Annotated in this window: 10 protein-coding genes; 6 read left to right on the forward strand and 4 right to left on the reverse strand. The window is 57.7% G+C overall.

What is annotated here, in order from left to right:
* Nucleotides 1-33 precede the first annotated feature (33 nt).
* Nucleotides 34-1,350: a purine-cytosine permease family protein gene (locus ACYQ6M_RS26730; protein WP_460076612.1), complete on the reverse strand. Its 1,317-nt coding sequence runs from the start codon at nucleotides 1,348-1,350 to the stop codon at nucleotides 34-36.
* A 483-nt stretch (nucleotides 1,351-1,833) separates the two neighbouring features.
* Nucleotides 1,834-3,141 carry an NtaA/DmoA family FMN-dependent monooxygenase gene (locus ACYQ6M_RS26735; protein ID WP_460076614.1) on the reverse strand — a complete coding sequence of 436 codons (1,308 nt, stop codon included), beginning with the start codon at nucleotides 3,139-3,141 and terminating at the stop codon, nucleotides 1,834-1,836.
* A 112-nt stretch (nucleotides 3,142-3,253) separates the two neighbouring features.
* Between ACYQ6M_RS26735 and ACYQ6M_RS26740 the strand changes: the two genes are divergently transcribed.
* The 6 genes from ACYQ6M_RS26740 (at nucleotide 3,254) to ACYQ6M_RS26765 (ending at nucleotide 11,843) form a co-directional block, all read left to right on the forward strand.
* Nucleotides 3,254-4,039 carry an ABC transporter ATP-binding protein gene (locus tag ACYQ6M_RS26740; RefSeq protein WP_460076616.1) on the forward strand — a complete coding sequence of 262 codons (786 nt, stop codon included), beginning with the start codon at nucleotides 3,254-3,256 and terminating at the stop codon, nucleotides 4,037-4,039.
* Nucleotides 4,039-5,052, forward strand: coding sequence for a FecCD family ABC transporter permease (locus ACYQ6M_RS26745; protein WP_460076619.1), 1,014 nt, complete (start codon nucleotides 4,039-4,041; stop codon nucleotides 5,050-5,052). Before ACYQ6M_RS26740 ends, ACYQ6M_RS26745 begins: the two co-directional genes overlap by 1 nt.
* On the forward strand, nucleotides 5,049-6,116 hold the full coding sequence (locus ACYQ6M_RS26750; protein WP_460076621.1) for a FecCD family ABC transporter permease: 1,068 nt from the start codon (nucleotides 5,049-5,051) through the stop codon (nucleotides 6,114-6,116). Before ACYQ6M_RS26745 ends, ACYQ6M_RS26750 begins: the two co-directional genes overlap by 4 nt.
* A 10-nt stretch (nucleotides 6,117-6,126) precedes the next feature.
* Nucleotides 6,127-7,092 carry an ABC transporter substrate-binding protein gene (locus tag ACYQ6M_RS26755; protein ID WP_228873218.1) on the forward strand — a complete coding sequence of 322 codons (966 nt, stop codon included), beginning with the start codon at nucleotides 6,127-6,129 and terminating at the stop codon, nucleotides 7,090-7,092.
* Nucleotides 7,093-7,391: 299 nt separating this feature from the next.
* A complete protein-coding gene (locus tag ACYQ6M_RS26760) occupies nucleotides 7,392-10,415 on the forward strand; it encodes a condensation domain-containing protein (RefSeq protein ID WP_460076624.1) in 3,024 nt (1,007 codons plus the stop codon).
* A gap of 339 nt (nucleotides 10,416-10,754) precedes the next feature.
* Nucleotides 10,755-11,843, forward strand: a complete 1,089-nt coding sequence (locus ACYQ6M_RS26765) for a fatty acid desaturase (RefSeq protein WP_460076627.1) — start codon at nucleotides 10,755-10,757, stop codon at nucleotides 11,841-11,843.
* A gap of 271 nt (nucleotides 11,844-12,114) precedes the next feature.
* On the opposite strand, the gene ACYQ6M_RS26770 is transcribed toward ACYQ6M_RS26765, so the two are convergent.
* Both ACYQ6M_RS26770 and ACYQ6M_RS26775 read right to left on the reverse strand, forming a co-directional pair.
* Nucleotides 12,115-12,822, reverse strand: coding sequence for a response regulator transcription factor (locus ACYQ6M_RS26770; protein ID WP_460076630.1), 708 nt, complete (start codon nucleotides 12,820-12,822; stop codon nucleotides 12,115-12,117).
* Nucleotides 12,823-13,401: 579 nt separating this feature from the next.
* The gene (locus ACYQ6M_RS26775) at nucleotides 13,402-13,626 is read right to left on the reverse strand and encodes a DUF4287 domain-containing protein (RefSeq protein ID WP_460076632.1); all 225 of its coding nucleotides are present in this window, start codon (nucleotides 13,624-13,626) and stop codon (nucleotides 13,402-13,404) included.
* Between the last annotated feature and the right edge of the window lie 104 nt (nucleotides 13,627-13,730).

Here is a 13,730-nt window from a genome sequence, read left to right on the forward strand (position 1 = left end):
TATTGTCCGGCGGCCTGAGCCGCCGGAAATGGGTCAGGCACCAGCCCTTGCGGCCTCTGGCATCCGGTTGAACAGGAGGTAGGCAACCCCACCGGCAAGCCCCGCGGAAATTGCCGTCGAAAACTGCGGCGCATAGAACTCGACGATCACCGCAACGATGGAACCTGCCGCACAGGCAGCGAATGCGGTTGGGCGCCAGTCACGGTCGATCGTGGCGTTGCGGCGCTGCAGATACTGGTCAACCAGAATGATCGCGCCGATCGGCGGAACCAGGATGCCGAGCAGGGAAAGCCACTGAATGAAGAACGCCCAGACGTTGCCAGCGGCAATGACGATGCCGATGACACCCAGGACAACCGCCATCAAGCGCATGCGACTGTTGAGAATACGCGACCAGCCGGTTGCGGCATTGTAAAGGCAATGAGCGCAGACAGAGCCGAGATTGCAGTAGAGAAAGAGGAAGGCAAGGACACTGAGAAAGGTCAGCTGCTTGCCGTTCATGTAGCCGAACATGTTGTCCGTGCCGAAGGGATTGGCATCGGGAACCGCAAGGGCTGCCGTCATGATCCCTCCGACCAGCATGGCGCACATGTTGGCGAACGGAAAGGCGCTGAACGTTGCGATGACGGATGCCTTGGTATCCTTTGCCCAACGGTTGAAGTCCGCAGTCACTGTCCCGGCATCGATGAACAGGGCGATGACCACTGTCAGTCCGACACCCATGGACATGGTGGCCGCACCGTTGTTGCCGGGATAAGCCGCGATTTCCGCCCAGCTTGTCGTCGACAGGCTGTCGGCAACCACCCAGCCGCCAAGCAGCACGAACAAGGGCACCGACACCAGCCCGATCAGGTGAAGCCCGTGTACGCCGACGAAGGTGATGCCGATGTAAAGCAGGCCGGCGATCACGGTCATCGCGACATAGTTCAGCTCGTAGGCCGAGCTGATCAAGGATCCCGTGATGCCGGTTTGCACAGCGTACCAGCCGAGCAGCAAGGTCGACAGCAGGCCGGAGGCAAGCATGTATCCCTTCCGTCCGAAGACCACGCTGGCGAGAAGTGCGAAATTCATGCCCCTGCGCGTGCCCAGAACTCCCAGCAGGCCGACATAGGCAAACATGATCAGGTTGCCCAGGAGCATGGCCCAGACCGCATTTGTGAAGCCCATGCCCAGAACCAGGAGGGACCCGGTCATGGCGCCGGTGATGATCATTGGAAAACCGATCCAGACGGTCGTGACCGAAAAGGTGCTCCTGCGGGCCGACATCGGGACCGGCGTGTGTTCATATTCTTCTCCGAGAACATGATCCACTTCGTCCAAGGCTTCCGCCTCGCCGTGTAACTTGCTCATTTTTACCCCTCATTTTTATTGTTCTGCCGCGCCCCGGCAGTTGTTCGGGGTTTCTCTCGCGGCACATCGCTGAGCGCAAAAGAAAAGGCCTCCCTACAGCTTCGTTTCCGAAGACATAGAGAGGCCTTTTCGCCTGCGAATTTTAAAGTGGCCCCGTTGCCACGTTCCAATCACTTGGAGATTGAAACGTTATCGAGAGGTTTTACTTCTGTCAACAAAATCGGCACACGGTTTCTGCCGAATTTTTGACCAACCACCTAAAAGATTTTTCTTATTAATTTCAATTAATTACGGAACATTCATCGCATAAGCGCCAGTCAGACAAACATCAAAGCACTCTATTCGGGCTGCTGTTTCGCGATGTCAGGGGTTGGAATTTTCTTTCGCCAAGCCCCGACACCGGTTTTCGAAAATGGCGCAACATCGGCCTCTTCAACTTCGTAGTCCGCCTGCAGTGACGCGCTTCTGCGTTTGTCTCGATGCCTATTCCTGGGTCAGATGCTCGAAGAAGGTCGAGCCTGAATAGTCCTTCCGGAAAAGGCCCAGATCACCCAATGCAGGAACCACCTGTTCCAGGAGCAGGCGCACCGCGTCCTGAGATCCGCCTGGAAAGGCGACGAAACCGTCGATGGCACCTGCCGCTGCCCAATCCTTGATTTGTGCGACCGCATCGGAAGGTGTGCCGACGACGAGCCAATGGGCCGAGCCGATAACCTCCGGCCGGCGCAACAGGTCTTCGACGGCCGGTTCGTCCCGCTCGATCATCCGCCGCAGAAGTTGCGAATGGGTGCGGCTGCGCACCGTTTCCGGTGGCGGGGGCAGATCCGTGGCTTTCACCTGTCGTTTTGCCGGCCAGTCGCAAAGATCGAGCCCGGTCATTTCCAGAACTGTTGCCAGGCACCTGTCCCGGCTCACGCGTGCGTTGGTTTCGGCAAAGAGCTCCTCGGCCTCCGCCCTGGTCGGCGCAAGGTAAAGGCTCAACCCCGGCAAAACCCGGATATCGTCGCCCTTTCGTCCGCGCTGCTCGGCCCGTTTGCGCAAATCGGCACGCAAGTCCACGGCTGCAGCCTTGTCCGGTGTCGAGGCGAAGATCGCGTCCGCCACCGAGGAGGCAAAGTCACGGCCTGCGCCCGATGCCCCTGCCTGCACAAGCGGTATCCGCGTCTTGCCGTAGCTCGGCAAGTTGAGCGGACCCTTCACGTTGAAGAACGAACCTTCGTGGTCGACCGGTTTGACGAGATCCGCATCGGCGAACAGCCCGTTTTCCCTGTCGAGCTTGAGAGCTTCATAAGGAAAGCTCTCCCAGAGCAGCCGGACGACTTCGGTAAATTCGGCGGCCCGTGCATAGCGTTCCTCCGGGCTCGGCATTTCGGACAGACCGAAATTCGCGTTGCCGTCCAGCGCGGTGACGATGTTCCAGCCGGCCCGCCCGTTGCTGAGCCAGTTCAGCGACTGGATCTGCCGGGCGACGATATAGGGTGGAAAGAAGGTCGTCGACGCTGTCGACAAGAGCCCGATCCTCGACGTCTCGCGCGCGATCGAGGCCAGCAGCAATGTCGGGTCAAGACTGGCAAACCCGGTGCCGGATGCCAGCAGCCCGGTGTTCAGAAACAGCGAGTCCGGCAGAAACGCAAAGTCCAGTTTGGCCTGCTCCGCGCGCAGTGCGACGTCGAGATAAAAATCACTGCCGTAAAGGCCTTCCACGCCACTGTCCGCACGACGCCACGCGTCGCCGCTGAGCCATGTCGGGGCGAGCGACATGCCGATATGCAATTTCTTTGAGGGGGTCATCAAATCCGCTCTTGATTGGATTGGAAACGAGTTGGAGGGCTGGCTTTGGGTTTGCTGGCTCGTTTCGGATAGTATAAAGACTTCTGCATTGCAGAAGGTCAAGAGGTCGAAATTGCTGGAGACAACACACGTAAGCGCGGCTTACGGACCCTTGAATGTGCTCAGTGATGTCTCCGTCCGGTTCAGCAAAGGCCGGCTTACGGCGATCGTCGGGCCGAACGGGTGCGGCAAGTCCAGCCTGTTGAAAGCCATCATGGGCTTCCTGCCGATCAGCACCGGCGACATTCTGCTGGAAGGCGCACCTCTCCATGGCATAGGCCGGAAAGCTCTTGCCCGCCGGATTGCCTATCTGCCTCAGGATTGCTTCTGCCCGGATTACATGACACTTGGCGAGCTGATCGAGCTTGCCGGCTATTCGCGGTATTCGCTGACGGGCGGTCCGTCGGCGCAGGATCGTGATCTCTTCAAACAGGTTCTGGAGACGGTCGGCCTGAGCGACCGGGCCGGTTTTCCCGTCAACAAACTGTCCGGTGGTCAGCGTCAGCGCGCCTGGATCGCAATGGTTCTGGCACAGGATACCGATGTCATCCTGATGGACGAGCCAGTCAATCATCTGGACATGAATTACCAGTTCGCCGTTCTCGAACTTGTCAGGGAGCTGATCGAAACCCACGGCAAGACGGTGATTGCCGTTCTGCACGACCTGAACCTGACCACCGCTTTCGCCGACGAGGTCGTGCTGATGCAGTCAGGCCGGTGCATTACGGCAGGACCGGTTGCGGACACGGTCACCAGTGACAACATCGAACAGGTCTTCGGCCTCAGGACACAGATCTTTCCACGCGATGGGCGCCTCGTCTGCTTTCCGGAGCGCATTGGGCACGCATCGGTAGCCTGATGGACCGGCGTAGTCTCCACCTTCTGCTCATCCTTGCAATGCTTGCCATCGTGCTGGTGGTGCATTTGTTCTTCGGTTTCCACGCGGCCGATCTGCCGAACCTGATTGCCGCGCTCCAGCGTTTCGAAGCTCAAAGTTACGAAGACGCGGTCCTTCTGTTCCAGCGTTTGCCGCGCACTCTGATTGCCATTTATGCCGGCGGCATTGCAGCGGCCAGCGGCTTCGTCCTGCAGAGCCTGGTGCGCAATCCCCTGGCCTCTCCGGCCACACTGGGCGTCAATTCTGGTGCGGCTCTGTTTCTGGTTGCCAGTGCGCTCCTGTTCGGCGCCAGCGCCGAGCTGCAGGGCATTGCGGCGCTTGCCGGAGCACTTGCCGGTTTTCTCTCCAGCCTTGCAATTGCCCGGCTCGCAGGGCGCCGGAACGACCCGCGCGGATTGTCCCTTATCCTGTCCGGCGCCCTGGTTTCCATGCTGTTCACCGGCATGACCAACGCCTTGCTGTTGTCCGACCCGGCCCGCCGCGCCGATTTTCTGAGTTGGGTAACCGGCAATATCAACCACGTCTATATCGACCGCCTTGCCATGTTCTGGTGGATCGGGGCCCTTTCCGTCGCAATCCTGCTGCTGTTTGCCCGGCCGCTGACCCTGATCCTGCTGGGCGCCGACAAGGCCGCTTCAACCGGGGTCAACGTTCCTCTTGTCTCACGTCTTGCCATCGGAGCAGCCGTGCTCGGGTCCGGCTCCGCGGTTGCAGTGTGCGGTCCGATCGGCTTTGTCGGGCTGGTCGTGCCGCATCTCGTGCGTCCCTTCATGGGCAACAATCTTGTTCACGCCCTGCCGGCCTCCCTGATCGTGGGAGCGATTGTCGGTCTGGCTGCGGACCTCATCGCTCGGGAAGCCTTTTACCCCTACGTCGTGAACACCGGCCTGGTTACGGATCTGATCGGCGGGATCGTATTCATCGTGATCGTCAAACGCTTCTATCTCTCCCCCGGTAGCCGGGAGACCTCATGATCAGAGGCGGTAGAGCAATCGACGGCAAACGGGTTCTGCGTCTGCCCGGCGGACTTCAGATGAGGACCGGCAATCTGCTTGCTGGAGCCTGTCTTGTGGCTGCTGCGCTTGCACTTGCGGCTCTTGCCACCGGCCTCGGGCTGACGGACACCGGGCTAACCGATCTTTTCCGAACGCTTGCCGGTGAAAGTTTGCCGGGTGCGGAGAACTATGCCCTCTGGACGGTCCGCCTGCCTCGGATCCTGCTCGGGTTCATGGTCGGCTGGGCGGTCGCACTTGCCGGGGCAATGCTTCAGTCGGTTGCAAGGAACCCGCTGGCTGACCCGGGACTTTTCGGCTTCAGCCAGGGGGCGATGACGATGATCATGTTGCTGCTGGTCTTCCTGCCTGCAGCTCCCAAGAGCCTTGTGGTTCTTGCTGCGCTCGCCGGTGGGCTGACGGTTGCCGGTCTGCTTTTATGGCTTGTGGGCAGCGAGCGATCCAGCGGTCTTTCCATTGTCCTGATGGGGATAGCAATCGAGACTGTCCTGTCCTCATTCGGATCGCTTCTCATCCTGTATCTGCCGACCGAGACCTCCATCGCCCTTTCCGAGTGGCTGGCCGGCTCGCTGTTTCAGGCCAACTGGACAGTCATCGCCGCCTTTGCGCCGTTGTTCGGTCTCAGCCTCGCGGCAATCTTCGTTCTCGGCCCTGCCATGGCCACATATGACCTGGGTAGCGAAATGGCGATGGCATTGGGCGAACCTGTTGGCCGTTCACGCCCGTTGATCTTGCTCACTGCCGTTGTGCTGAGCTCCGCTGCCGTGACGGCGGTTGGGCCCCTGGTCTTTCTCGGTGTGCTGGCACCTCACATCGCCGGCTTGCTTTCACCGGCCGTCGCCCGGGCGCGGCTTTTCCTGTCCGCCTTGATGGGCGGGATCCTCGTCCTGATCGCCGATGCACTGACACGCGGGCTTGGCGGCTCCCTGCCAATGCCTCTCGGTCTCAGCCTGACGATGGTCGGCGTGCCGCTCTTTATCATCGCGCTGCGTCTGCAGGCGCTACGCAAACTCCAGTCACACTGAAAGGATCTTCATGCGTTTTCTCGTCTCCTGCGCAATCGCAGCCCTACTGGCGACAAGTCCGGTCCTTGCTGCCGAGCGCACTGTCACCGACGACACGGGCCGGAAGGTCACGATCCCGGAGCAGCCCGAACATATCGTCGTCATGCACGAGCCGTTGCTCGGCATCCCGCTGATGGATCTCGGTCTCGATCTTACCGGCAGCTTCGGCCGGGCGGACGACGGCAGCTTCGTTATCGCGGTAGACTTCATCGACACCGTTCTCGGCGAAGGCAAAACGAAACCAAAGGGTTTCGGCCCCGTCGGACAGCTCGATCTTGAAAAACTGAGAGCGCTGGAACCTGATCTGATCGTCGCGAGCGAACTGGATGCCGGCAAAGCCGATCAACTGGCCACTGTCGCGCCGGTCTATCTGCAGAATGTCGGCAGCTCGAAGGTCTACGGTTTTGATGTCGAGGAAGACCTGGCAGCTCTCGTCGGCCGGGAAGATGTCTTTGCCGCCCGCAAGGCGGCCTATGAAAAGCGCGTGGAAGATCTGCGAACCAAACTGCCCTTCGATCCTGCCGGCAGGACCTACCTTCCCGTTTTTCTGACCGACCAGCTCAATGTTGTGGGTGATTCCTCCGGCATGGTTCAGGCACTGGAAGACCTCGGATACAGCCGTCTGGATGTCGGCGCGCCGAGTGGCGCCTCTCCGGCAGGCGGCTCCATGATGCTCATGCCGTTGAGTGCGGAGGAATTCGGCAAGCTCGATCCTGATGTTCTTGTCCTGCTCAACAGCTACATGGCCGGCGGCCGCGACGAGGCCGGAACCCGTGCTTCGCTGAGCAAGATTGTTCCTGGTTGGGATCAATTCATGAAACCGGCCAAAGAAAACCGAATCCTGTTCGTCGACCCCGCCAAGGTGATCACGCCGAGTGTTGCAAGCGCGGAACACATGCTGGACGCGATCGCAGGCTGGAACGAGACGACGCAGTAAAACCGTAGCTGCTCCGTCTATCGGTTTTCTGCATCGAACACGCCCGGGCGGTACACCCAGTGCTTGCCCGGGTGTCTTGCCTTCTCCCGTCCAGAAATCATATCTGGCCCACCTGGATACCCGGACTTAAAAAACATGAGTATTTGATACAAGTTTAATTGCTCCCGCTGGCTGTGCCTGCTAACAAATGCAACTCATATCCGCTTACTCAGTGAGCCCCCGCGTCGTCGGCCCGAATGGCTGCGGACGAGCTCCCAAGGCAAGCAATCAGCACGACACATGAGTATCGGGAGACTGACATGACCGGAGGTTTCGACCGCCTGTTGACAGCAACCGAGTTCGAGCGTTTCGACGCGGAACTCAAATCCCTGGACGGGTCAACCCAGCCTGCCGTCCCGGCTGGCCGTTTGCCGGAAAAAGGCCGGGAGCCGCACACCGTCACGCAGCATCAGGAACGGATCTGGCTGGCGCAACAGCAAGATCCGGACAAGGTGCTGCGACATGCCCAGGTCTACCGGCTCGGTGGCACACCCGATATCGCACGCCTCGCCCGCGCCGTGGACGCATTGGTCAAAGCCCTTCCCGAGCTGGCGATGCGCTATCGCTTCAGTGACGAGGGAGAACTCGTGAAGCCCCCCTCGCACGGGCCGGACGGAACACTTGAAATCATCAAAGCTGAAAACCAGCAGGAAGCCGTTTCACTTGTCCTGTCCGCCCAGAAAGCACATTGGGACAGCGAAGCCGAACCCCCTTTCAAGGTGCTGCTGATCCTCTGCGGTCAAGAGGTGATCCTGGGCCTGCTCATGCACCGCATTCTCGAGGAGGTTTGTTCACCGGAAGATGTCCTGAGAAGTCTTGGGGCAGCCTATGACAGCAAGGTCATTGCTGCACCGGCGCTGCGTCAGGTGAAGCAATTCGCGCCTGAATTTCCCGGCCTTGCGCCGGTCACCTGGTTGCGACGGGGCGAAGGATTGGCCGATACGGCCGTTATCGATTTCAACGGAACACCTGGTCTTCTGCCAACGAGCGACCGGCTCGCGCTGAGGTTCGGAACCTTGCTCGAACCTATCCTCCATCATGACCAGGTTTACTCTTCTTCGGACCACACCACATTGCTGGTACAGGTTGGAGTTCGTTTCGCGCAATTCCTGTGCAAGCTCGGCGGTCACGAACGGATCGAAGCCATTTTCCCGGCACGGCAGACAGGCAGCCTGACTGACCCTTGCGGCGGATTTGCCCGTTCCGACAGCTTTGCTGTTTCGATTGGACGGAATACGGCTCCCGAAGAGGGTGAACGGCAAGTTCTGTCTCGTCTGAATGCGATTTCCAGATCGGCAAAACACGACAACAACGCACTGGCAGCAGACCTTCCAAAGGTCTGGATCCAACGGCTCGCCGATCCGAAAACCATCGTCCCGACAGACACACTCGACTTCGACCGGATACCCCTGCCGACGTATGAAGCGCGCCCCGATTTCGAGCTGGCCGTGGGCTTTGACACAGAAGGCAGGGCAATTCTTGAACTGGTCACGGGACAGTGGATCAGGCGACATGCCGGCAGTTTGGTGCTGGATCTGTTTTCCGGTTATCTCCGGAACCCGGAGGTTCTTTCAATCGCGGTGAGCCAGCAGCTTCTCCAGAGCGAAAGTGCCCGTGTTTCTGACGCTCCTCTCCACGCAGGACAAGGAACCTCCCTCGACTTGACTGCCATTCAGGCGGCCATCCTGCAGGAGTTTCGGGATGCGCTCGCTGTTGCAGATCTCGCACCAGACGACGACTTTTTCGACTTCGGCGGACATTCGCTGGTTGCCACCCGGATCATCGGCCGCCTGCTTCATGATCATGGCATAGAGGTTCGTTTCAACGATCTTTTCGGCAACCCGACAGCAGCAGGTCTTGCCCGGCACGCAACACTGGTCGATGGCGCCGGCGAAAGCGCCGGGAACCACAACGTCGAGATCAGAAACGGGAAGGCGAGCGACGCTGCAACACCTCTTGCTCTGGCGCAGATGTCGCTCTGGAAGATCTATTCCGCGCTTGGATACCGTGAGATTTTCAATTTGCCGTTTGCCCTGGATTTTCTCGACCCCGTGGACGAAATCGTTTTCGAGGCCGCCTTTGGTGACCTGATGAAACGGCATGCTGCCCTCAGGACTCTCTACTTCGAAACGGAGGAAGGTGATGTCTTGCAAAAGGTTGTCCCCGTTGACGAGCTGGCGACCTACAAATGGTTCTGGACCAGCACGGAAAGCACCGGTGCGGACCGCAATGCCGAAGCCATTTATTGCTTCGACCTTGCAAAGGAATTGCCGGTCAGGTTGCGGTTTCTCACCGATCCGGAAACAGGTCGGCAAGTGCTCTCGTTCCTGTTCCACCATCTTGCGCTCGACGAATGGTCCGTCAACCTGATGATGGACGAACTGGTTGAAGCCTACCGCGCACGCAGCCTTGGCGTTGCGCCCGAATGGCCGGACGAACCAGCACCTTTTCACGAGTTTGCCCGCAAGCAGGTGCAGTCGGGTGTCAATGCCCGGCACCTTGCCTTCTGGACGGACATGCTCGGTGATGCACCCAGGGAACTGGTTCTCTTCACCAACGAACCCAAACTCCTCGATGAACCCGCCACTGACGATTGTTCGGTCGCAGGCGGCTGGGTTGAAATGCGGCTGGAGAGCGACGTTTCCGAGGGGCTTTATGCCATTGCCAAGGAAAACAGCGCTTCCCTTTTCAACGTCGTCTATGGCGCGATTTCCGCCGCGCTTCAGGCCCTTGGGGAATTGTCCGATCTGGTGACCGGCACCTCTGCCGCGGGCCGTACGGACCCCGACTATTTCGACACGATCGGCTACTTCACCACTGTCGTCGCCCACCGGGTTCGCTTCGGAAACGATCCGACTGTCGGCACCCTGATCGGCAACATCAAGGACATGATCAACGGATCGATGCCCTTTACCGACATTCCGATCGACCTTGTGGAAGATGCCCTTGGCATGACGCCTGGAATGGACCACCTGTTCGATGTGTTCATTCAGATCCATGCGCAAAACAAGTTGAACGGCAACCTGCCAGCGCCGGATGGCGGTACCATCGCGTTTCGCCAGGTCGACCCGGACAAGCATGAATCCCATCTCGGACTGCAATTTGAAGTGATGGAAGAGGTCATCAACGGCAACCGTGCCATCCGCGTGCTGATGAGCTACCAGGCCAGGCGCTATTCGCCTGCGCAGGTAGACGCAATCCGCGCATCCGTCATGTCAATGTTCACGAAATTCTCGCGTGGAGATGCCTCGAACATGAAAATTTCCCAACTGGCCAGGACCTGACCTTGCCACATCATCGGAAAAACACCTTCGGACTGACGGCCCGAAGGTCCCCGGCCTCAGACACAGCTCCCGAAACCGCTGACTGCCTCCGGTTGGGCTGACTTCCGTTTCACACTGGCGCGAGACGCCGAATTTCTGAAATGAATTTGATAATCGGCGGATCTTCCGTCGATTTTTCTGAATAGTTTTCCGTAAATGCAAAAATATGATTGTAGATGCGGCAGAAAACCTGCAGACCAACTTGACCGGCAACGTCGGTTTAATAGCTGCTCGATATCCACGGACGTCATTCCTGGAGAAACGATCAAACTCCGGAATACTGCGTGGAAGGCCGCATGAATGACCGTAACCTCTAATAATACCGCGGCCGAGCTCCGCCACGGCTCTGAAAATTCGTCGCTGAAAAATTCGACTGCTGATCGCCAGAGCCGGTCCTGGATCGCAGCTCTTGCCAAATTCCGGAACATCAGTGCGCGCCGCAGCAGTTTCGAGATTGCGATCACGGTCCTCCCCTTCATTGCACTGTGGGGAATTACCGCGACACTCGTCTTACACGGCTACTGGTTCGGATTGATCCTGACGGTCCCAGCGGCAGGGTTTCTGGTCCGGCTTTTCATCCTGCAGCATGATTGCGGCCATGGGAACTTGTACGCCCGGCGCAGCATGAACGACTGGATCGGCCGGGTCATCGGGGTACTTACCTTTACCCCTTACGATTACTGGCGCCGAACTCACGCCATCCATCATGCCTCTGCCGGGAACCTCGACCGCCGCGGCGTCGGTGACATCGATACGCTGACCGTGCGCGAATACAGAGCCCTGTCCCGCTGGGGCCGCCTGCGCTATTGGCTCTATCGGCATCCGGTCGTCATGTTCGGCCTGGGACCGGCATGGCTGTTCGTCGCCCAATACCGGCTTCCCTATGGCCTGATGCGCGCCGGAATGCAGCCCTGGGTGTCGACAATTGCCACAAATCTCGGGATCGCGGCACCGTTTGCGCTCATGATCTGGCTGGTCGGCGCAAGCACGTTTTTCCTTGTGCAGGTCCCGATCACTCTGATGGCAGCCAGCGCCGGTGTTTGGCTCTTCTATATCCAGCACCAGTTCGAAGAGACCCATTGGTCTGAAGAAAGTGACTGGGATTTCCAGCATGCTGCACTTGAAGGCAGTTCACACTACGACCTGCCGCCCCTGTTGCGCTGGTTCTCCGGGAATATCGGCATCCACCACGTGCACCACCTGTCTCCCAAAATTCCCTTCTACCGGCTATCTGAAGTCCTCAAGGAACATCCGGAACTGCGCAATGTCAGCCGTCTTACCTTGCGTCAGAGCCTTGGCTGCGTGAAGCTGGTCCTGTGGGATGAAAACGCAAGGCGTCTTGTTTCCTTCCGCGATGAGCGGCTAGCAAGACTGGCCGCCCCGGCCTGACCGGGTTCGAAGCGACAGAGCCTGTCAGGAGCGCCCTGAAAAAGGAACATGAAACAAAGAGGCGTGACGGACACCACGATCGCGCTCTCAATGCCGCCGGACAACCGCAGCATGAGGCAAGTTGTATCCATATGAAATAACCATACGTATAGATACAATTCTCAATAATCTTCACACCAGGACTCGGCAGCATCCATAGACTTGTTTCTGCCAATTTACATTCAGCAGATTGGACCATTCCCGGTCGTTGGCAGAGTTTTCGAATTTCAGCCTAACCGTTACCGCCGGCGGATCGATGTATCTGAAGATATGCGGCGGCTGCTTCAGTCCTGTTTGATACGCCCATCTTCGAAATGATGTGGTGAATGTGAAGTTTGATCGTGTGCTCCGACAGCGAGAGATTTGCAGCAATATGCTTGTTTTGCTGCCCTCGTGCGATCAACTCCAACACTTCCCGCTCTCGGGGTGTCAGCGAATTTACGATGTGCACCCCGGACACGCCGCTGGCGGCAGTCGCCTTGCGCGCCTTTTCCAGCTGCATGCTCCTGTCGATCTCGAGAAGTTCGACAAGATCCGGCGGCATGTAGGAGCCACCATGCAGCATGATCTGGATCGCATAGAGCCAAAGATCCAGCCGGAGGTTCATGGGTATGACGTTATTGATGATACCGGTTTTCAGACATTTTCGAATGTGCAGCCTGGACGTGTACTCACCGTTAAAGGTTAGACACAGGATGGCATTGGGATACGTGTCCTGGAACACTTGCAACAAATCAGCATTCGTGGCGCCAAAGGCTTCATCAACCAGGATCAGAGAAGGCGACATCCCTTCCTGTTCGGCCTTTTCAACCAGCACATCCCAGTCAGTTGAAACCTGCACAACGAGACCCGGCAGCTCCCGAACCAATGAATTTTCCAAGGGTTTCGGAAATTTGTCCCTGGGACCTACAAAAAATAAGTAACGCAAATGCTTGGACATTGAACGTCTCCCGAAGGACCATGACCAGCTCTATTGATTACGTAAAGGAATTTCAGGTCATGACTCGGCTAAAAAGGATCAATGGATTTTAAATTCCAGCCAACATTTTAGGGCAATTAGTCTACACCGGGGAAAAAATCAGTGACATAAATCATTATATCTAATCGCACAGATATCATCGCCGCAACTTCTTCTTTTTATTCTGAATACAAAAGCCTTCACCAAAAGCAACACCCGATACGGATGAAAATATTTAATGCAATTACAGTCGAACTCACCTCAGTTTTATTGTTTTTTCCATGTAGGTTTTGATTATGACCAAACGCTTCTCCAGGCAAATATTTAGCCGGAGAATTCAACTGGCAATATATCTTCAAACCGCCACTTAAACGTTAAAGTCTTACCCGTTTCCGCGTGGCACTTGAAATGCTTGAGAAGCACAACCAGCAAACAAGCAAATCGGTGAAGACTGACCGGCTTTTGCCTGTCGTTCCGCTGGCGACATCCTGGGTGGCGGAGGCGATCTCGTCTTTAGTGGCGCACACTTGAAAACAGGCCCATCACCACTCAAGCAATCGATCACTTCTTGTCTTCAGAGAGCGTGGCCGTGACGATCGCATTTGCATGGCCATGCCCAAGCCCGTGCTCTGTTTTCAGAAAGTCGACAATTTCCATGTGCTTCTTTCCGGCCTGGGCGCGCACGAGAGCTTGCCAATCGCCGATAGGCTTGCCGTATTTCTTTTCGATAGACGGAAAGTACGACGCAGGCCCCTTCACCTTGGCGACCTGATCTTTTTCAGCCACCGCACTCTCCTCTCGTGACGTATGCGACGCCCGAGACCAAGCACCTGACGTCGCCGGGTTGATTTATCTTGCGCGAAAGATAAACTGAATTGTCTCGCACGCAA

The organism is Roseibium sp. ROS1, assembly GCF_054658215.1.

What these genes read in the sequence shown, in the direction of transcription:
- ACYQ6M_RS26755 (WP_228873218.1), top strand. Translation starts at nt 6,127, where the DNA reads ATGCGTTTTCTCGTCTCCTGCGCAATCGCAGCCCTACTGGCGACAAGT.
- ACYQ6M_RS26760 (WP_460076624.1), top strand. Translation starts at nt 7,392, where the DNA reads ATGACCGGAGGTTTCGACCGCCTGTTGACAGCAACCGAGTTCGAGCGT.
- ACYQ6M_RS26750 (WP_460076621.1), top strand. Translation starts at nt 5,049, where the DNA reads ATGATCAGAGGCGGTAGAGCAATCGACGGCAAACGGGTTCTGCGTCTG.
- ACYQ6M_RS26765 (WP_460076627.1), top strand. Translation starts at nt 10,755, where the DNA reads ATGACCGTAACCTCTAATAATACCGCGGCCGAGCTCCGCCACGGCTCT.
- ACYQ6M_RS26735 (WP_460076614.1), bottom strand. Translation starts at nt 3,141, where the DNA reads ATGACCCCCTCAAAGAAATTGCATATCGGCATGTCGCTCGCCCCGACA.
- ACYQ6M_RS26745 (WP_460076619.1), top strand. Translation starts at nt 4,039, where the DNA reads ATGGACCGGCGTAGTCTCCACCTTCTGCTCATCCTTGCAATGCTTGCC.
- ACYQ6M_RS26770 (WP_460076630.1), bottom strand. Translation starts at nt 12,822, where the DNA reads ATGTCCAAGCATTTGCGTTACTTATTTTTTGTAGGTCCCAGGGACAAA.
- ACYQ6M_RS26730 (WP_460076612.1), bottom strand. Translation starts at nt 1,350, where the DNA reads ATGAGCAAGTTACACGGCGAGGCGGAAGCCTTGGACGAAGTGGATCAT.